General features: G+C 64.7%; 21 protein-coding genes. 15 read left to right on the forward strand and 6 right to left on the reverse strand.

Annotated features, from left to right (window positions below; genetic code table 11):
- The first annotated feature begins 1 nt into the window (after position 1).
- The 9 genes from atpB (at position 2) to glpD (ending at position 8,176) form a co-directional block, all read left to right on the forward strand.
- Positions 2-883, forward strand: coding sequence for a F0F1 ATP synthase subunit A (atpB, locus tag NMQ14_RS04840; RefSeq protein WP_257094012.1), 882 nt, complete (start codon positions 2-4; stop codon positions 881-883).
- Between the two features lie 55 nt (positions 884-938).
- Positions 939-1,175, forward strand: coding sequence for a F0F1 ATP synthase subunit C (atpE, locus tag NMQ14_RS04845; protein ID WP_069038773.1), 237 nt, complete (start codon positions 939-941; stop codon positions 1,173-1,175).
- Between the two features lie 45 nt (positions 1,176-1,220).
- Entirely contained in the window at positions 1,221-1,694 is a 474-nt protein-coding gene (locus NMQ14_RS04850) for a F0F1 ATP synthase subunit B (protein WP_069038772.1), read from the forward strand.
- Between the two features lie 4 nt (positions 1,695-1,698).
- The gene (locus NMQ14_RS04855; protein WP_069038771.1) at positions 1,699-2,235 is read left to right on the forward strand and encodes a F0F1 ATP synthase subunit delta; all 537 of its coding nucleotides are present in this window, start codon (positions 1,699-1,701) and stop codon (positions 2,233-2,235) included.
- Positions 2,236-2,245: 10 nt separating this feature from the next.
- Complete coding sequence (gene atpA / locus NMQ14_RS04860) at positions 2,246-3,784, forward strand: F0F1 ATP synthase subunit alpha (protein WP_257094014.1); 1,539 nt, start codon at positions 2,246-2,248, stop codon at positions 3,782-3,784.
- 21 nt (positions 3,785-3,805) lie between these two features.
- Complete coding sequence (gene atpG / locus NMQ14_RS04865; protein WP_069038769.1) at positions 3,806-4,675, forward strand: F0F1 ATP synthase subunit gamma; 870 nt, start codon at positions 3,806-3,808, stop codon at positions 4,673-4,675.
- 35 nt (positions 4,676-4,710) lie between these two features.
- Complete coding sequence (atpD, locus tag NMQ14_RS04870) at positions 4,711-6,114, forward strand: F0F1 ATP synthase subunit beta (protein WP_257079064.1); 1,404 nt, start codon at positions 4,711-4,713, stop codon at positions 6,112-6,114.
- A 65-nt stretch (positions 6,115-6,179) separates the two neighbouring features.
- Positions 6,180-6,602: a F0F1 ATP synthase subunit epsilon gene (locus NMQ14_RS04875; RefSeq protein WP_257094017.1), complete on the forward strand. Its 423-nt coding sequence runs from the start codon at positions 6,180-6,182 to the stop codon at positions 6,600-6,602.
- A 92-nt stretch (positions 6,603-6,694) separates the two neighbouring features.
- Positions 6,695-8,176, forward strand: coding sequence for a glycerol-3-phosphate dehydrogenase (glpD, locus tag NMQ14_RS04880; protein ID WP_257094019.1), 1,482 nt, complete (start codon positions 6,695-6,697; stop codon positions 8,174-8,176).
- Here the strand turns inward: glpD and NMQ14_RS04885 are convergent.
- The 4 genes from NMQ14_RS04885 to NMQ14_RS04900 all read right to left on the reverse strand — a co-directional run bounded on the left by NMQ14_RS04885 (position 8,161) and on the right by NMQ14_RS04900 (position 10,981).
- Positions 8,161-8,763, reverse strand: a complete 603-nt coding sequence (locus tag NMQ14_RS04885) for an SCP2 domain-containing protein (protein ID WP_257094021.1) — start codon at positions 8,761-8,763, stop codon at positions 8,161-8,163. The genes glpD and NMQ14_RS04885 overlap by 16 nt on opposite strands.
- Positions 8,760-9,656 (reverse strand): Tim44 domain-containing protein, encoded by an 897-nt coding sequence (locus NMQ14_RS04890; RefSeq protein WP_257094023.1) that lies wholly within the window; start codon positions 9,654-9,656, stop codon positions 8,760-8,762. Before NMQ14_RS04890 ends, NMQ14_RS04885 begins: the two co-directional genes overlap by 4 nt.
- Before the next feature lie 142 nt (positions 9,657-9,798).
- Positions 9,799-10,536, reverse strand: coding sequence for a bifunctional demethylmenaquinone methyltransferase/2-methoxy-6-polyprenyl-1,4-benzoquinol methylase UbiE (gene ubiE, locus NMQ14_RS04895; RefSeq protein ID WP_257094024.1), 738 nt, complete (start codon positions 10,534-10,536; stop codon positions 9,799-9,801).
- 7 nt (positions 10,537-10,543) lie between these two features.
- Positions 10,544-10,981, reverse strand: coding sequence for a DUF971 domain-containing protein (locus NMQ14_RS04900; protein ID WP_257094493.1), 438 nt, complete (start codon positions 10,979-10,981; stop codon positions 10,544-10,546).
- A 156-nt stretch (positions 10,982-11,137) separates the two neighbouring features.
- On the opposite strand from NMQ14_RS04900, the gene phoB reads away from it, so the two are divergent.
- Positions 11,138-11,827, forward strand: a complete 690-nt coding sequence (phoB, locus tag NMQ14_RS04905; protein WP_069038764.1) for a phosphate regulon transcriptional regulator PhoB — start codon at positions 11,138-11,140, stop codon at positions 11,825-11,827.
- A 36-nt stretch (positions 11,828-11,863) separates the two neighbouring features.
- Positions 11,864-13,183: a phosphate regulon sensor histidine kinase PhoR gene (gene phoR, locus NMQ14_RS04910; protein ID WP_257094026.1), complete on the forward strand. Its 1,320-nt coding sequence runs from the start codon at positions 11,864-11,866 to the stop codon at positions 13,181-13,183.
- Positions 13,184-13,221: 38 nt separating this feature from the next.
- On the opposite strand, the gene NMQ14_RS04915 is transcribed toward phoR, so the two are convergent.
- Together NMQ14_RS04915 and NMQ14_RS04920 are read right to left on the reverse strand one after the other, a co-directional pair.
- Positions 13,222-14,835 carry a hypothetical protein gene (locus NMQ14_RS04915; protein WP_257094028.1) on the reverse strand — a complete coding sequence of 538 codons (1,614 nt, stop codon included), beginning with the start codon at positions 14,833-14,835 and terminating at the stop codon, positions 13,222-13,224.
- Positions 14,832-16,382 carry a hypothetical protein gene (locus NMQ14_RS04920; RefSeq protein WP_257094495.1) on the reverse strand — a complete coding sequence of 517 codons (1,551 nt, stop codon included), beginning with the start codon at positions 16,380-16,382 and terminating at the stop codon, positions 14,832-14,834. The genes NMQ14_RS04915 and NMQ14_RS04920 overlap by 4 nt, the downstream gene beginning before the upstream one ends.
- Positions 16,383-16,567: 185 nt before the next feature.
- Between NMQ14_RS04920 and NMQ14_RS04925 the strand changes: the two genes are divergently transcribed.
- From NMQ14_RS04925 to NMQ14_RS04940, 4 genes are all read left to right on the forward strand, one after another.
- Positions 16,568-16,975 (forward strand): hypothetical protein, encoded by a 408-nt coding sequence (locus NMQ14_RS04925; RefSeq protein WP_257094030.1) that lies wholly within the window; start codon positions 16,568-16,570, stop codon positions 16,973-16,975.
- 48 nt (positions 16,976-17,023) lie between these two features.
- Positions 17,024-17,602 (forward strand): sigma-70 family RNA polymerase sigma factor, encoded by a 579-nt coding sequence (locus NMQ14_RS04930; RefSeq protein WP_257094032.1) that lies wholly within the window; start codon positions 17,024-17,026, stop codon positions 17,600-17,602.
- Complete coding sequence (locus NMQ14_RS04935) at positions 17,599-18,315, forward strand: anti-sigma factor domain-containing protein (protein ID WP_257094034.1); 717 nt, start codon at positions 17,599-17,601, stop codon at positions 18,313-18,315. The genes NMQ14_RS04930 and NMQ14_RS04935 overlap by 4 nt, the downstream gene beginning before the upstream one ends.
- A gap of 123 nt (positions 18,316-18,438) precedes the next feature.
- Positions 18,439-18,927 carry an FxDxF family PEP-CTERM protein gene (locus NMQ14_RS04940; protein ID WP_257094037.1) on the forward strand — a complete coding sequence of 163 codons (489 nt, stop codon included), beginning with the start codon at positions 18,439-18,441 and terminating at the stop codon, positions 18,925-18,927.
- The last annotated feature ends 1 nt before the right edge of the window (position 18,928 follow it).

Below are 18,928 nucleotides of genomic sequence, written 5' to 3' on the forward strand. Positions count from 1 at the left end.
CATGGCATCCGGAACCGAACTGACGCACGCCGCTCCCACCGCGGGCGAGTACATCGCCCACCACCTCACGTTTCTGAACAATTCCGGCGAAATGCAGGCCAACCTGATTGATTTCGGGTTGTACAACGTCGACACGCTGTTCTATTCGATCGTGCTCGGTCTGCTCACGGTGTTCCTGTTGCATCGCGCCGCCGCCAAGGCCACGTCGGGCGTTCCGGGCCGGTTCCAGGCCGCCGTCGAAATCCTCGTCGAAATGGTTGCCGATCAGGCCAAGGGCATGATCCACAGCGAAGAATCGCGCCGCTTCGTGGCTCCGCTCGCGTTGACCGTGTTTGTCTGGATCTTCTTCATGAATGCGATGGACCTGCTGCCGGTCGATCTGCTGCCGCGCATCTGGGAAGGCGTCTATGCCGCTTCAGGTCACGATCCGCATCACGCCTACATGCGCGTCGTGCCGACCGCCGACATCAATGCAACGATGGGCATGTCGATTGCCGTTTTGCTGCTGTGCCTGTACTACAACGTAAAGATCAAGGGCGCTGGCGGCTGGTTCCACGAACTGATTTCGGCACCGTTTGGCAACCACATCCTGCTTGCGCCGTTCAATTTCGCCATGAACGTCATCGAATTCCTCGCAAAGACCGTGTCACACGGCATGCGGTTGTTCGGCAACATGTTTGCAGGCGAACTGATTTTCATGCTGATCGCGCTGATGGGTGGCGCATGGACCGGCATGAACGCACCGAGCATCCTGCTCGCCGCCGGCCACTTCGTTGCCGGCCTGTCCTGGGCGATCTTTCACATCCTGGTGATCACGCTGCAGGCATTCATTTTCATGATGCTGACGCTGGTGTATATCGGCCAGGCGCATGACGGTCACTGATTTGCTGTTCATCAGGTTGTTGTTGTTTTTCTATTCTTATCATTAAGGAGTTGTTATGGAACTGGGATTCGTTGCTATCGCCTGCGGTCTGATCATCGGCCTCGGCGCTCTGGGTGCTTGTATCGGTATCGCACTGATGGGTGGCAAGTACCTCGAAGCATCGGCACGCCAGCCCGAGCTGATGAACGCACTGCAGGTCAAGATGTTCCTGCTGGCCGGCCTGATCGATGCTGCGTTCATTATCGGTCTCGGTATTGCGCTCTGGTTCGCCACGTCGACCTTCCTGAAGTAAGACAGGCAACCGCCCCAACACCGACTCATTGAAGGGAAAGTTGCCGTGAATCTGAACGCAACGCTCATCATCCAGCTCGTGGTGTTCCTGTCGTTCGTGTGGTTTACGAAGAATTTCGTATGGCCGCCCATCGTCAAGGCACTCGACGAGCGTGCGAAGAAGGTCGCTGACGGACTGGCTGCTGCGGACAAGGCAAAGGCCGATCTGGCCAATGCCGAGAAGCGCTCGATGGAAGAGCTGCGCTCCGCGCGCGAATCTGCCGCCGAGCTCCGCGCAGGCGCCGAAAAGCAGGCCGGCAAGCTGGTCGAGGATGCCCGTGCTGAAGCGAATCGCATCATCGCTGCCGCCCGCGAAGCCGCGACCACCGAAGCCGGTGCCGCTGCCCAGAAGGCCAAGGACGCATTGCGCGATCAGGTGGCAGCGCTCGCAGTCGCTGGCGCCGAACGCATCCTGCGTCGCGAAATCAACGCTCAAACCCACGCCGATCTGCTCTCCAACCTGAAACAGGAATTGAGCTGACACCATGGCAGAGAACGTCACCATCGCGCGACCATACGCTGAAGCCGCTTTCCAGCTCGCCAGGGAAGCCGGTGCGCTGTCTGCCTGGGCCGATGCGCTAGGCTGCATGGCGGCCGCAGCGTCCGACCCGGCCGTTCGCCAGCTGTTGTCCGATCCCACCCGCACGTCCGTGGATCGCGGCTTCCTGTTCCTCGCCGCGGTACCGGGCGAACTGACCGACGAGCACCGCAGCTTCGTGCGCGTACTGGCCCAGAACAACAGGCTGTCGCTGCTGCCCGAGGTGTGTGAGCAGTTTGTCAGCCTGAAGAACGATCACGAGCTCAATGCCGTGGCCTACGTCAGTTCGGCCTTTCCGATGGACGACGCCACTGTGGCGCGTCTTCTGGCCGATCTGGAACCGCGTTTCGGCCGTCGCCTCGAGGCACGGGTGAGCATCGATCCGGAATTGATCGGCGGTGTGAAGGTTGCGGTCGGTGACGAAGTGATCGACGCCTCGGTCCGCGGCAAGCTTGCCGCCATGGCCACTGCGCTACAGAACTAGGAGTTTTTTGATGAACCTCAATCCGTCTGAAATCAGCGACCTGATCAAGAGCCGGATCCAGAACCTGCACCTGACCGCGCAGGCACGCACCGAAGGCACCGTGGTTTCGGTGACCGACGGCATTGTGCGCGTGCATGGTCTGGATGATGTGCAGCAGGGTGAAATGCTGGAATTCGAAGGCAACACGTTCGGTCTCGCACTGAACCTCGAGCGCGACTCCGTCGGCGCCGTGGTGCTCGGTGACTACGAACACATTTCCGAAGGTCAGACCGTCAAGTGCACGGGCCGCATTCTGGAAGTGCCGGTCGGCCCCGAGCTGATCGGCCGTGTGGTGAATTCGCTTGGCCAGCCGATCGACGGCAAGGGCGCGATCGACGCCAAGATGACCGACAAAGTCGAAAAAGTCGCCCCGGGCGTGATCGCACGTCAGTCGGTGTCGCAGCCGGTGCAGACCGGTCTGAAGTCGATCGACTCGATGGTGCCGGTCGGACGCGGCCAGCGCGAGCTGATCATCGGCGACCGCCAGACCGGCAAGACCGCAGTCGCAATCGACGCCATCATCAACCAGAAGGGTCAGAACATGACCTGCATCTACGTGGCGGTCGGCCAGAAGGCCTCGACCATCGCCAACGTGGTGCGCAAGCTGGAAGAGTATGGCGCGATGGCTTACACCATCGTCGTCGCGGCAACGGCATCCGACTCCGCTGCGATGCAGTTCCTCGCACCGTACGCCGGTTGCACGATGGGTGAATACTTCCGCGATCGCGGTGAGGATGCGCTGATCGTCTATGACGATTTGTCAAAGCAAGCCGTCGCTTACCGTCAGATCTCGCTGCTGCTGCGTCGTCCACCGGGCCGCGAAGCCTACCCGGGCGACGTTTTCTACCTGCACAGCCGTCTGCTTGAGCGCGCCGCTCGCGTGAATCCGGAATTCGTCGAGAAATTCACGAATGGTGCAGTGAAGGGCAAGACGGGTTCCCTGACCGCGCTGCCCATCATCGAAACGCAGGCCGGTGACGTGTCTGCCTTCGTTCCGACCAACGTGATTTCGATTACCGACGGCCAGATCTTCCTGGAAACCGACCTGTTCAACGCCGGTATCCGTCCCGCCATCAACGCGGGTGTGTCGGTGTCGCGCGTCGGTGGTGCAGCGCAGACCAAGATCATCAAGAAGCTCGGTGGTGGTGTGCGTCTCGCGCTGGCCCAGTACCGCGAACTGGCTGCGTTTGCGCAGTTTGCGTCCGACCTCGACGAAGCGACCCGCAAGCAGCTCGAGCGTGGCCGCCGCGTGATGGAACTGATGAAGCAGCCGCAGTACTCGCCGCTGTCCGTCGCGCAGATGGGTGTATCGCTGTACGCCGCCAACAACGGCTACTTCGACGACGTCGATGTGCCGCGCGTGCTCGCTTTTGAATCGGCCCTGCATCAATACCTGCAGCAGAAGACCCCGGATCTGATGAACAAGATCGAGTCCACCAAGGATCTCGACGGTGAATCGGAAAAGGCGCTCGCTGCTGCGGTGGCCGAGTTCAAGAAGAGCTGGGCGTAAGCGCGCGGACCGGAGATAACCATGGCCAGCGGAAAAGAAATCCGTACCAAGATCAAGAGCGTGCAAAACACGAAGAAGATCACCAAGGCGATGGAGATGGTGGCCGCATCCAAGATGCGCAAGGCGCAGGACAGGATGCGGGCTGCCCGCCCCTACGCCGACACGATCCGTCGTCTTGCCGCCAATCTGTCCGCCGCCACCGCCAGCGAGTACAAGCACCCCTTCCTCGCGACCGTCGGTCAGATCAAGCGCGTCGGCATCATCGTCGTCACGACCGACAAGGGTCTGTGCGGCGGCATGAACACCAACGTGTTGCGCCTTGCCCTGAATTCGATGAAGGAATGGGAAGCGAAGGGCGCAACCGAAATCCGCGTTGCCGCCATCGGCAACAAGGGTCTGGGTTTCATGCAGCGCATGGGCGCGAAGGTGGTGTCACAGGCAACGCAACTGGGCGACACACCGCACCTGGAAAAGCTGATCGGCACCGTCAAGGTGATGATCGATGCCTTCCAGGCCGGCGAGCTCGACGCGGTGTACATGTCCTTCACCCGCTTCATCAACACGATGAAGCAGGAGCCGGTGATGGAACAGCTGCTGCCGCTGACCGGTGATCGCCTCGGTACGCCGCAGGGCACGTGGGATTACCTGTACGAGCCCGATCCGCAGGTGGTGATCGATGAATTGCTTGTCCGTTACGTCGAGGCGCTGGTGTATCAGTCAGTGGCCGAGAACATGGCGTCCGAACAGAGTGCGCGCATGGTGGCCATGAAGGCGGCCTCCGACAATGCGGGCAATGTCATCGGAGAATTGCAGCTGGTCTATAACAAGACCCGCCAGGCGGCGATCACGAAGGAGCTGTCCGAAATCGTCGGCGGCGCCGCTGCAGTCTGATCGCGCACAATGATTTTTTGTATTGGGGATAGACGATGAATACCGGAAACATCGTTCAGTGTATTGGCGCAGTCGTGGACATCCAGTTCCCGCGCGATTCGATACCGAAAGTGTTTGAAGCTCTGACACTCGACGAAGCAGATGGCACGCACACCGCCGAAGCGGGTTTGACGTTCGAAGTCCAGCAGCAGCTGGGCGACGGCGTGGTTCGTACGATTGCGCTGGGTTCCAGCGACGGTCTGCGCCGCGGCATGAAGGTGGCGAACACGGGTGCGCCGATCAGCGTGCCGGTCGGGAGCGCGACGCTGGGCCGCATCATGGACGTGCTGGGTCGCCCGATCGACGAAGCCGGCCCGATCCCGACGGAAGAGCGCCGCTCGATCCACCAGAAGGCCCCGAAGTTCGACGAGCTGAGCCCGTCGGTTGACCTGCTGCCCACGGGCATCAAGGTGATCGACCTGATCTGCCCGTTCGCCAAGGGCGGCAAGGTGGGTCTGTTCGGTGGCGCCGGCGTCGGCAAGACCGTGAACATGATGGAACTGATCAACAACATCGCGAAGTCGTACGGCGGCTTTTCGGTGTTTGCCGGCGTGGGCGAACGGACCCGCGAAGGCAACGACTTCTACCATGAGATGGAGGAGTCGAAGGTTCTGGACAAGGTGGCGATGGTGTTCGGCCAGATGAACGAGCCGCCGGGCAACCGTCTGCGCGTGGCACTGACCGGCCTGACCATGGCCGAGAAGTTCCGCGACGAAGGCCGCGACATCCTGTTCTTCGTGGACAACATCTACCGCTACACGCTGGCCGGTACGGAAGTGTCCGCACTGCTGGGCCGCATGCCGTCCGCCGTGGGCTACCAGCCTACGCTGGCCGACGAAATGGGCCGCCTGCAGGAACGGATCACCTCGACCAAGGTGGGTTCGATCACGTCGATCCAGGCCGTGTATGTGCCTGCGGATGACTTGACCGATCCATCACCCGCGACCACCTTCCAGCATCTGGACGCAACCGTCGTGCTGTCGCGTGACATCGCTTCGCTGGGCATCTACCCGGCGGTCGATCCGCTCGACTCGACCTCGCGCCAGCTCGATCCGCTGGTCGTTGGCGAAGAGCACTACAACTGTGCGCGCAAGGTGCAGATGACGCTGCAGCGCTACAAGGAACTGCGCGACATCATCGCGATTCTGGGCATGGACGAACTGTCGCCGGAAGACAAGCTGGCCGTGTCCCGTGCGCGCAAGATCCAGCGTTTCCTGTCGCAGCCGTTCAACGTGGCCGAAGTCTTCACCGGTTCGCCGGGCAAGATCGTGCCGCTGGCCGACACGATCAAGGGCTTCAACATGATCGTCAATGGCGAATGCGACCACCTGCCGGAACAGGCCTTCTACATGGTCGGCGGCATCGAGGAAGCGTTCGAAAAGGCGAAAACCCTGCAGTAATGCACCGGCGTGTGCGGTGACGGGTTCGCCCGCTGCCGCACACGGGCAGCATTCACGGAGTACTTATGTCCAAGACCGTACATGTCGACGTGGTCAGCGCGGAAGAGAAAATTTTCTCCGGGTTGGCGGAATTCGTCGTGCTCCCGGGCGAAAGCGGCGAACTGGGCATCCTGCCCGGCCACACGCCGCTGATCACGCGCATCCGCCCGGGCGAAGTGCGCATCAAGTTGCCGAACCAGGATGCCGAAGAATTCGTGTTCGTGGCCGGCGGCATGCTCGAAGTGCAGCCGGGTCTGGTAACCGTGCTGGCGGACACCGCAATCCGTGGCTCCGATCTCGACGAAGCCAAGGCGCTTGAGGCAAAGCGCCAGGCCGAAGAGGCGCTGTCGAACCGCAATGCCTCGATGGATTACGCGGCAGCGCAAGCGGAACTCGCTTCCGCAGTCGCCCAACTCGCGGCGATCCAGAAGCTGCGCAAGCGCCACTGAGCGTTCTGGCAATGCAAGACACGAAAAAGGGCAGACTTCGGTCTGCCTTTTTCGTTTCAGGCAACCATCTGTTCCGGCGCAGAATGTCGACCATGGCTTCGCCTTCGCATGATCTGCTGATCGTCGGCGCCGGTATCAATGGTGCCGGGATTGCGCGCGATGCCGCGTTGCGGGGCCTGTCTGTCGTTGTCTGCGACCGTGGCGACATCGCCGGTGCAACCTCTTCGGCATCGACGAAGCTGATCCACGGCGGCATCCGCTATCTGGAACAGGCTGCCTTCGGGCTGGTACGCGAATCCCTGCGCGAGCGCGAGATTCTCGGGCGCATCGCCGCCCACCTGGTTCGTCCGCAGCGCTTCATCGTGCCGCACACCGGCGAACGTCCTGCATGGATGCTCGCAGTCGGCCTGAAGCTTTACGACCTGCTCTCCGGTCGTCACAGTCTGCCGGCCTCGCAACGGCTGCCGCCGGACTTTCCGCTGCTTCACCAACTCGATCGGCCTGCTTCCGGCGCCCACGCCTACTTCGACCTCTGGGTCGACGACGCCCGCCTGACGCTGACCAATCTGATGGATGCCCGTACACATGGCGCGGAGGTGCTGCCCCGGCATGCGCTGGTCGCGGCGAGCGCCGACCCGGCGGGGGGCTGGCGCTGCACGTTGTCCGGACACGCCGGGAGGCGCGAGATTCACGCACGCTGCGTGGTCAATGTCGCCGGACCTTGGGTGGCCGAAGTGGAAGGGCTGCGCGGTGCGCCACCACCACCGGTGAGGCTGGTGCAGGGCACGCACATTCTGCTGCCGCGGCTGCACGCGGGTGACGATGCGTGGCTGCTGCAACAGCCCGATCGGCGCGTGGTGTTCGTCATTCCGTGGGACGCGCATTCGCATCTGGTCGGTACGACCGAAACGGAGCTCGAATCTCCGTCCGCATTGGGTGAAACCGCCACTGAACTTCACTACTTGCTGTCGGCAGTGCAGCGCGCTTTTGGTCGGCGCCTGCACACCGACGATATCGAGTGGGCGTTCAGCGGCATGAGACCGCTGATCGGTGGTGACGGGAAGGATGCACGCACGGCAAGCCGCGAATATCGTCTGTCGCTGGACACAACGGACCGTCGGCGGACCTGGCTCACCGTACAGGGCGGAAAGCTCACGACCTACAGACGACTTGCCGAGACGGCCGTTGATCTGCTGAATGGCCCGCTCGGGCTTGCCAGCCGTTCATCGACCGCTGACCGGAACCTCCCCGGGTCCGGACCCGCGGGTTGCGCAGCGCTCGCTGACCTGAACCGGAAGGCAGGCGTCATCCCGAAGGAATGGATTGACGCGCTGTGGCATCGCCACGGTGCACTGACCTCGCAGTTGATCGACAATCACGCCGGTGGGGCAGGAGGCGCCGGCCGAGATTTCGGTGGTGGCCTGTTCGAGGCGGAGGCGCGTTGGTGTGCCGCACAAGAGTGGGCGACGGCGGCCGATGACGTCATGTGGCGTCGCACCCGATGCGGCGTGCGGATGACGCCCGCGCAGCGGGCTGCATTCACCGGGTGGTGGAGCGCTCAGCCTTTTGGCTGAGCCCGGCGTTCGAGCAGCTCGATCCGCTTCTGAAGACGGGAATAATCGTCCCGCAATATATCCACAGCCGACGCGAACGCCGCGGACGCCGCCGGGCGGATCAACATCTGCGCTTCGTCGGCGACGTATTCGGAACCTGCGTTGGCGAACCGGTTCGCCAGATCGCCGCCGGCGGACAACATCGAGCGGGCGCCGCCGACGACGCGCTCAGCCGCCACATCGCCGACCACGCGGCTGAGGTCTTCGGCGGCATCCCAGCGCAGCGAACGCAGCACCTGTCCGAGCGTTTCGGCCAGCGCGGCGTCACCTTCGATGCGTGCCTCGCGTAAAACACCTTCGCCCTGGTGCGGCAGACGCAGCAGCGCATCGGCGGGCAAACGCAGCGTGACGGACGGGGTACTTTCAGCCGACACGGCCAGCGTGCCGTCAGGTGCGATGGCGAACGCCACAGCGATCTCTCCGGCCGCCAGCCGCGCGTGGCGGCCGGCATGCCGGGACAGTCTTTCCCGCGCGCCGGGCGTCTGGGCCAGCAGGTGATTGAGCACCTTCAGTGCGGTCGCAGCGAGCAGCGCGCTCATCCCGCTCATTCCATCTGCTGGATGCCGGCGATGAGCCAGCCGCGGTCGCCCGACACCGGCTTGGACAGGTGCCACACCTCATCGAACGATTCCGGCGACGCATCCGCCTGCTCGCGGATCAGGCCGTAGAAGCGCACGCTGGCGACGTACTGCGTGTCTTCGGTGCTGACATCAAGCAGCACGGCTTCGACCTGCACCACATCGGTGGATTGCGGCTCGCTGCCGCGCTCCTGGATCTGCATGCGGATTTCGGCGAACACTTCCGGCGTAGTGAAACTGCGGATGTCTTCGACGTCACCGGCGTCGTTTGCGGCCTGGAGGCGCACGAAGTTCAGCTTGGCCTGGCGCAGGAAACCGGCCACGTCGAAATCGGCCGGAATGTGCGCCGGCAAGGTTGTCGCTGGGGTCGCTGCGGCAGACCCGGCGGCGGGTGCGTCGAAGGGCTGAGCTTGCGGCGGCACGTAGGCCGGGCGTCCGGCGGCTGCCCCCGCGTACTGCATGCCCTGCTGCGGAGCCGGCGACTTGCGACGGGCGAACATGCGCCACAGCACCAAGGCGCCGACGACCAGCAGCGCAATCATCATGAAGGACGCGAGTTCTTCCCCGAACCCGAGGTGCGACGCCAGTGCGGCCAGACCGATACCGGCGGCCAGGCCGGCCAGCGGCCCCATCCAGGAACGCTTGGCAGGCTGAGCTGCGGCGCCGGCGGCCGCCGCACCCGATTGCTGCGTCGCCGACGACGTGTTCTGTGCCGGCGCAGGCGTGGCGTCGCGCTTCATCACCGACGAATCGCGCTGCGATCCGAACGACTTGCTGCCGCCGAGCCGCTTGGCTTCGGCTTCGTAAGTCATGCCGCCGAAACCGACGACGGTGGCAAAAAGCATCAGCAGGAACTTCTTCATTCTGTTGTCTCCTCGGGTAAGGCGTGAAAACGGTGCCTTTCCGGCCTCCGGATCATCGCCCAAAAATTAGCACACTAACAGACCGCGGGATACGCGGAAGGTTCTGTTCTTTCACGACGGATGGCTGTGGGCGTGCAGGCGTTCAGAGCTTGAAGCCGCGGTGCAGCGCGACCACACCGGCACTCAAGTTGAAGTACTCGACCCGGCCCAGGCCGGCGTCACGCATCATTCCCGCCAGCGTGTCCTGGTCAGGGTGCATGCGGATCGACTCCGCAAGATAGCGATAGCTTGCTTCGTCCTTCGCCACCTGCCGGCCCAGCCAGGGCAGCACCTTGAACGAATAAACGTCGTACATCTTCTCCAGCGGCTTGGCGACACGCGAAAACTCCAGCACCAGCGCGCGGCCGCCAGGCTTGAGCACGCGCCGGAACTCGGCCAGCGCGCGATCCTTGTGCGTCATGTTGCGCAGACCGAAGGCAACCGTGACGCAATCGAAGTGGTTGTCCGGGAAGGGCAGCTTTTCGGCGTCACACAGCAGACTGGGCAGCAGCAGGCCGGCATTGGTCAGCCGGTCGCGACCTTCGCGCAGCATGTCCGGATTGATGTCGGTGTGCCAGACCTCGCCTGTTTCGCCGGCACGCCTGGCATGCGCAATGGTCAGGTCACCAGTGCCGGCTGCGACGTCGAGCACACGCTGGCCCGGGCGAACGCCGGCCATCTGGATGGCGAACGCCTTCCAGCCGCGGTGCAGGCCGCCGGACATCAGGTCGTTCATGATGTCGTAGCGCCGCGCGACAGACGAAAACACGCTGGACACGCGCTTTGCCTTCGCGGCTTCGGCGACGCGCTCGAATCCGAAATCGGTGGACGGTTCGCTCATGCTTCGCTCAATGAGAGTGGCCGCAGCCGCCTGTGCCGCAGCCCCCCTTGGCTGCGGGCGGCGGCGTCAGCGCGGGATCGCGGCTGGCGCCGGCCGCATCAAGGCGGGCAAGATAGTCGGACCACAGTGCTTCCTGGTTCTCGCCCAGCAGATAAAGATAATCCCAGGAGTAGATTCCACTGTCGTGGCCGTCGGAAAACACAGGTTTCACCGCATACGAGCCGACCGGTTCTACGCGCGTGATGTCGATGTCGCGCTTGCCGACCTGCAGCGTTTCCTGCCCCGGTCCGTGGCCACGCACCTCGGCCGATGGCGAGCACACGCGGAGGAATTCGAAACTGAAGCTGAAGTGCCGGCCATTGTCGAAACTGACGTCCATCAGCTTCGATTTCTGCTGCACTTTTATTTCCGTGGGAATCGGGGTGCCCTTGTCCAGACCGGCCATGGTTTTCTGCATTCGATACGAAGAACGCCGATGATACCGCGCGCCGCCCGCACTGCCTGCGTGAACGCGCCGATAGCGGGCAGGCGCTGTCACTAAATCGTCATCGTACTGAAATAGACTTCGCAGCGATCCATCACCGGAACGACCTTCATCGTCATGGCCCGCATACTCGTTGTCGAGGACGAACCGTCCATTCAGGAACTGATCAGCGTGACCCTCACGCGCACTGGCCATGATCCGCTGCGCGCGCTCGACGCGGAAACCGCACTGCGGCTGATGCAGGCCGAACTGCCTGATCTGGTGCTGCTCGACTGGATGTTGCCCGGGCAAAGCGGCATTGATCTTGCAAGAAGGTTGCGCAGCGATGAACGTACGCGCGGCGTGCCCATCATCATGCTGACTGCGCGCGGCGACGAACAGTCCAAGGTTACGGGGCTGGAAACCGGTGCCGACGACTACGTCACCAAGCCTTTCTCGCCGCGCGAACTGGCTGCCCGAATCAAGGCAGTGCTGCGCCGCCAGAAGCCGCAGGCCACCGAAGACCCGGTCGAGATCGAAGGTCTGCGCCTTGACCCCGCGACCCATCGTGTCACGGCGCGCGGCGCGGCCGTCATGCTCGGCCCGACCGAATTCCGCCTGCTGCACTTCTTCATGACACACGCGGAGCGTGTGCATTCGCGCGCCCAGCTGCTCGACAGCGTGTGGGGCGATCACGTGTTCGTAGAGGAACGCACCGTGGATGTGCATATCCGTCGCCTGCGCAGCGTGCTCGAAGCGAGCGGCCACGACGCATTGATCCAGACCGTGCGCGGCAGCGGCTACAGACTTTCCTGCCAGAAAGAATAGCGCGCGATAATCCGCGAATGAACGGATCGGCCCGCCATGCGTGAATTCTGGTTTCGCGTCCTGCTGCGCGCAGCGCTGGTCGGCGCCTGCGTGCTCACCGGGCTGGTCGCCGGGTCAGTCGTGTTCGGACTGGCGCTGGCGGTGCTACTGCTGCTGGCGGGAAGCCTGCGCGACCAGTACGAAATCGGCCGCTTCGATCACTGGCTCAACTCGACTGTCGATACCGCGCTGCCCGATGGCGCCGGTCAGTGGGAATTCCTGTTTGCCAAGCTGGCCAGGCGCGAGCGCAACGCACGACAGTTGCGCGAAGACCTGCGCAGCCGGCTGGAGCGCATGCGCGAAGCCAGTCGCGCAATGCCGGACGGCACGCTGATCATGTCCCGCGACGAGGTGATCGAGTGGCTGAATCCGATGGCCGAGCAGCATCTCGGACTTGACGGGCAGCGCGATATCGGAAGTTCGCTGCTGAACCTGCTGCGTCAGCCGGAGTTCGCCAGCTACCTGCAGTCGGGTGACTATGCCGATTCCCTGTCAATGCCTTCGCCGCGCCAGCCCGGCCGCACGCTGCAGATCCGCGTGGTGGCCTTTGGCGACGAGCAGAAGTTGCTGCTGTCGCGCGACATCACGCAACTCGAAAAGCTTGAAACAATGCGGCGCGACTTCGTTGCCAACGTGTCCCACGAAATGAAGACCCCGCTCACGGTGATTCACGGCTTCCTCGAAACGCTGGAGGACGCGCTGCCCGAACTGCCGCACGAGCAAGCGCTGTCCTTCATCGCAATGGCGCAGCAGCAGTCGGTGCGCATGCAGCGTCTGGTTGATGACCTGCTGACGCTGTCGGCGCTGGAAACCGATGCGCCGATGCCGGAAGAAGCGGTCGACATGCGCAATCTGCTCGACATTGTGATGATCGAAACACGTGCGCTGTCAGGTGGGCGGCACGAGGTGCTGCTCGAGCTGGACAGCCCGCCCGGCGCGCTCACCGGTTGCGCGCGCGATCTGCGCAGCGCGCTTGGCAATCTGGCCAGCAACGCGGTGCGCTACACGCCGGATGGCGGTCGGGTGCGACTGGGCTGGACGGTGGTGGACGGCTGCGGTGTGTTTTCGGTCGAAGACAACGGGATCGGCATCGATGCGCAGCACATTCCGCGCCTGACCGAACGCTTCTACCGTGTCGATCGTGGCCGGTCGCGCGAAACAGGCGGTACCGGTCTGGGCCTCGCCATCGTCAAGCACGTGCTCGAACGCCACCAGGCGACGCTGAATGTCGTCAGTGAACCGGGCAAGGGCAGCTGCTTCACCGTTCGCTTTCCGGCCCGGCGCACATTGAGGCCGGCGCAGGCTGTGGCAGCCTAGGTTTTCGCAGGGCTCGCCCGCGCGAATCGTACCGCCGGCTACTTTGCCAGTTCGCTGAATGCCACCCGTTCGTAGTTGATGCCGAAGGTATTCAGTCGGGTCAGGGTCACACCGAGCACACTGTCGTTCAGATAGATTTCCAGCGTGCGGTCCTGCTGGAACCAGCCGCGTGGCACGACCAGCGTGGCTTCCTCGCCCATCACCTGTACCGACGGCAGTAGAAAGGCACGAATGAAGCGCTCGGCGGGCGCACCGTCTTCGGCCTTGGGCCGTATTGCGATGGCGCGTGGCGTACCAGGCAGCACATGCAGCCCGACCAGCAGTCGGGCGTCGGCTTCGACCATCAACCAGGATACGCGCGCCAGTCGCCAGTGCTCTGCGTCAGGGCCGAACACGGCCACGATCTGCGCGTGCTCGACCGGACCGGTGTCCGGTGGCGCGCGCAGGCGATAGCCCATCACACTGTGGTCGAGCATGGCCCAGCGCTGGGTCGGGTAGTGCGCCCGCGCGCTGGCCTGCCGTACCGCCAGACCGGCACCATCGTGGGCGCGTTCGCCAAAGGTGGCGATGTCGATGAAATCGCTGTGGCTGTAGATGCGGGCCGGCGGTGGCTGGACGAATTCGCTGCCGCTGATCAGGAAGTGCATGGCATCGAAGCCGAGGGCGATATCGATGTCGCCGGAACCGACACGCCGCTGGAAGCGGCGTGGATTGGCGGCGTGGCACCACGGCTTGTACAGCAGCAGCAACAGGCGACCCGCTGAAACCGGGTGGCAATCGGCGCCCAGGCCCAGATGTTCCGGTGACAGGCCTTGCTTGAGCCCCGCCACGACGCGCTCGATCTCGCTGGCCAGCCGCGCCGAGCCGAGCCGGCGCAGCGATGGCGCGCGGGCGAAAACCTCCAGCGGCTTGGCACCGTTGTCGCGGTTGAGGTCGATGGCATAGGTCTTGGCGTCTGTGCCACCGAACACCGGCATGATTTCGGTCAGGCTGGCGTACTGGTCAGCCCATCGGCACACCCATTCGAACTCGCGCGGACTGCGGCCGTACGGGTTCGACAGGTCGATCAGCAGCACGCAGCAGTAGGATTCGGCCGCGCTCTGTGGATAGCCGCCTTCCTTCAGGCTGTCAGCCACCGGCTGCGTGGCGAATCCCCATTCGTCGGCCGTGCTGAAGTAGCCATGCAGTTCCAGCCACATGCCGCGCGGAATGGTCCGCCGGGCGCGAAAATACTCGATCACCGCCCGGCCGGCATACAGCACGCAGCGTTGGCAGACCAGCGCGAGCTGTGTGTCGGACAGTGGATGCACGCCGGTCTGCTCGGCCGCCTGGGCATAGGCCTGTGCCATGCCCAGCCACAGCGCAACCACCTGGCGCAGCACCGGGTCTTCGGCGCCGCCCGGAATCACCGGCCGGCTGCTGTAGCGCACCGCCAGGCTTTCCTGCAGGAAATGCAGCGGTGCCCGCATGGCTTCGAGCACGTCGAGGTAATCCGGGCTGCGCGGCGGAGTCTGCCGAAGACCATACAGCAGCCGGGTCAGCGTGTCGCGCACCCGCGGAACATTGGTCAGCGGCAATTCGGCGATCAATGCCTTGCACTCGCGAGCATCGCGGTAGTTCAGCGTGCCCGGCAGCGGTGGAATGTCGTTCATGCTGCGGGCTCGATGCGCGCGAGGTCGAAATCGGCGCCGCGCTCCAGCGATTCAACGAGCCGTACACGACGCCGGCCTGCGTCTCCCGACAGCAGGATGTCGCGCGACTTGCGATACCAGCCTGACGGCAGCGCCACGCATTCCGGTTGGCCGATGCGCTCGACGGCCGGCACCAGCAGTCCGTGCCCCTGATGTTCGCCCTGGCCGTCGGGCGCGCGGGCGAGCCCGACCGGCTCGGGAGTGCCGGCGAGCAGGCTGATGCCAATCTGCAGTTCGACGCCATTCGCCATGACCCAGCAAATGTAGGCCAGCATGAACTGGCTGGCATTGTCCGGTCGTACTGCCAGCAACATGCCGTTGCTCACGCGCATGCCGTCGCCGCCGATGCGACGGTCCAGCCGCAGACCGGTGGCACTGTCGTCCAGAATGCGCCAGTCTTCGACCAGATAACCGGTGGCGGTGGTGACCGGCGCGCTGGCGGATTGCAGTACGTCAAGCGCAGGGGCGCCGCCGCCAAAAAACTGCTGCACTGCCTGCATGCCGACGACCACCGTTGCGTTCTGCTGCAGCGGTCGCCTCGGTTCGGCGCGCGTCAGGCCACCGCGGCAGCAGTGCGTGTGCAGATGGCGCAGCAGCCGGTCTGCCTGGGCCGGGCTTAGTTCGTCGCCCAGACGCAGCGCGACCGGTGTCTCACCCTGCGCAAGCAGCCCCATGCGCTTGCGGATGCCGTGCGAGAACTCGTCAAGTACCAGCCAGCGCAGCGAGCTTTCACGTTGTGCTGCCCGCGCGATTGCTTCGTCGCTCGACAGATCGAGCATCAGCGGTGGCAGCGCGCACTGATGGATCGCGCTGTCGAGCAGCGCCACCTTGCCCGACCACTTGCCGAGCCAGCGGTACAGCATGCGCAACTGGCGGTGCGTCAGGCCGAACGGGCTGGCGGTGTGCATCAGCACGCACAGCACATAGGCGGCGCGCACGCTGGTGGGGCGTTCATCGTTCAGCGTGTCGTCCTGGATCTTGCGTTCGGCCGCCCCGAGCTTTTCTGCTGCTTCGTAGCAGGCATGAGTGCGCCGCCAGTAGCCGGTCGGCGGCAGATGGGCCGCGCGCATCGCATCGAGCTGCATCTGTGACAGCGCGCTGAGCGCGCGATGTGCAATCAGCCCGACCTGCCCTGCGACGCCGCCGTCGCCATCGAGTGCAGCAGCCAGGCAATGCAGATAGGCCGTGGCCAGCGCATCCCACATCGCTTGATTGGCATCGAACGCTGAGCGCTCGGCGGCCGACAAAGGCAGCGGCCGGCCGACAAAGCGGCCCGACGCGCCGGCTTGCGCATGCAGCACGGCCTCGCGCAATTCCTCGATCACGCGCAAACGCTCGCCCGCTGTCATGCGATAACGGTTCAGCAGGTTGATCTGGCCGAGCAGGCTGGCCTGGGCGTTCAGCGGCTGCGTGCTGTCGAACTGCTGCAGCCAGTCGCGCGCCGCCCGGGCCGTGGCGAGCTCGGGCGGGTGCGTCGGTGCAGTGGCAGGCAGGGCGAAGGCGTGCATTGAAGTCACGGGTGACGGTTGCGACAGCATCGATTCTATGTGCCCGCGGCGGTTTGCGCGCAGGCGGTCCGGCCGGCGTAACCTTTTTTGTGGACCGGCTGTCTCCGATTGGCGTATCCGCCCGTACATGTGGGCAGGTGCGTCGACAAGCGCGCCGCCCACCCATCCAACGCACGGAGTTCATCATGTTCAAATACATCGCCCGCTTCGCCCTGTTCGCCGCTGTTTGCTCTGCCGCATACGCCCAGCCGGTCGTCGGCAAGGAAGGCGTACTGACCGACGCCGCTGGTCGCGTGCTGTATGTCTTCGACAAGGACAGCGCTGGCCAGAGCGCCTGCTACGACAAATGCGCCGCGCTGTGGCCGCCGTTTGCCGCGGCGCCCGAGGCGGCGGCGACGGCCGACTACACGCTGGTGAGCCGTAACGACGGCAGCCGGCAGTGGGCCTTCCGCGGCAAGCCCTTGTACTACTACGTGGCCGATACCGAACCGGGCCAGACCACAGGCGACGGGCGCGGCGGCGTCTGGCACGTCGTGCGCGGCGGTGCTGAGCAAGCGGCCGGCACACCCGGCTACAGCCCGAAGGGGTATTGATGCCCGTGGTCTGCTGCGCCATGCGCATGTGCGTGGCATCATGCGGCGATGGTCGACTCCGCCCAGCTTGAAAGGCTTCTTGCGCGCACCGCCTTGCGCGACCGCGAAGCCTTTCGCCACCTGTACGAAGCCTGCGCGCCGCAGTTGCTGGGGGTCGCGCTGCGCCTTCTGCGGCGGCGCGATCTGGCCGAGGACGTGTTGCAGGATGCCTTCACCAGCGTCTGGCACCGCGCCGACAGCTATCGCCCCGGGGCCAGCCAGCCGATGACCTGGCTCACGTCGGTGGTGCGCAACCGCGCCCTTGATGTGCTGCGCGCCGAATCGCTCCGCCGGGCCGAATCGCTCGATGCCGGCGACGAGGAGGACGACGCTCCCGGCTCCGGCGCGTTGCGCGACGACCGTCCCAATCCGCTCGGCCTGCTGGAGCAGGCGGCCGATGCGCTGCACCTGCGCCGCTGCCTCGATGACATCGACGGGCCGCAGCGCCAGTGTCTGGCGCTGGCCTACTACCACGGCCTGTCGCATTCCGAACTGGCCGAGCACCTGGGTTCGCCGATCGGCAGCGTCAAGGTGTGGCTGCGCCGCGGCATCGATCGCATGCGCCGCTGCATGGAGCACCTGGCATGAAGTACGACAGTCCCGAACTGCTCGACCGTCTGGCCGCCGCCTACGTGGTCGGCTCGCTGGGGGCGCTCCAGCGTCGCCGCTTCGAGCGGCTGGTGCGCGAAAGCGTCGCGGCGGCACAGGCACTGCGGGTGTGGGAGACGCGCAGTGCGGCGCTGTCGGCCGTGCTGCCGCCGGTGCGGCCGGCGCCGGCGGTGTGGACGGAAATCGAGCGGCGGATCGGTGTCGCACCGCGTGCCCGCACCGGTCGCCGCTGGGCCGACTGGCTGCGCCCGGTGCTCGGCTTCGCCTTCGGCCTGCTGCTGACCGTCGGCGTGGTGCGCCTGCAGCCGGACTGGATCGTGCCGTCCGACCTGCCGCCGCAGGCGGTGCTGCCGGCCAGCTATGTCGGTCTGCTGCTCGATGCGTCCGGACGGCCCGCGCTGCTCGCGTCGTCGCGCCGTCACGGTACGCAGCTGGGCATCAAGCTGCTGCAGCCGGTGACTGTGCCGGCCGGCCGCGTGCTTGTGCTATGGGCATTGCCGAAGGACGGTGCCCCCTTCGTGGTCGGCGAGCTCGGCCCCGATGCCAAGCAGGTGATCACGATGCGCGGTACCTCCGAGCAACTGCTGACGACGGTGACCGAACTGGCGGTGTCGGACGAAGAGCCCGGCTTCAGCGGCGATCGCCCCAGCGCCGGTTTCCTGCTGCGCGGCCACTGCGTGAAGCTCTGGTAACAAGGGGCCTGCAGGAATTTCGTCGCCCGGCTGTCTCCGATCGACGCGCTGCTCCGTATATGACGACTGAAGGCTTCGACCTTCTTCTTCATTCACTTTCCGGAGTTCATCATGATCCATTCAATGCCCTTCCTGCGCCGCGCCGCGGCGGTGACCGCGCTGTCCGTCCTACCGGCCGTTCCGGCCTTCGCCGCCACCGCGGACCTCGGCACTCTGATCGCCGGCCAGCAGTTCAGCTTCGAGCAGCAGCTCGACAGCTTCAGCGACAGCTTCAGCTTCACGGTCGGCGAACCGGTCGATTTCGTGCTCGACTTCTCCAACCTGGGGCTGGGGTCGCGCGCGTCGCTATCGGTATTTCTCAACGGCAATGAAATCGTCGGCACCTTCGGCCGCAACCTCACCTTCGCCTGGGGGCCTTTCGGCTCGCCCTTCCCGTTCGCCTCCGGCACCGAGTTCCTGGTGACGGTCAGCGGCACCGACAACACGCTGGCCGACGCGAGCTATCGCCTCGGCCTGACGGCGCCGGTGCCCGAGCCGGCGAGCGCGGCGATGATGCTGGCCGGGCTGGTGGCAGTCGGCGCGGTGGCGCGGCGCCGGCTGGCGGCGCGCTGAA

The organism is Methyloversatilis sp. XJ19-13 (assembly GCF_024580155.1).
Taxonomy (GTDB): Bacteria; Pseudomonadota; Gammaproteobacteria; order Burkholderiales; family Rhodocyclaceae; genus Methyloversatilis.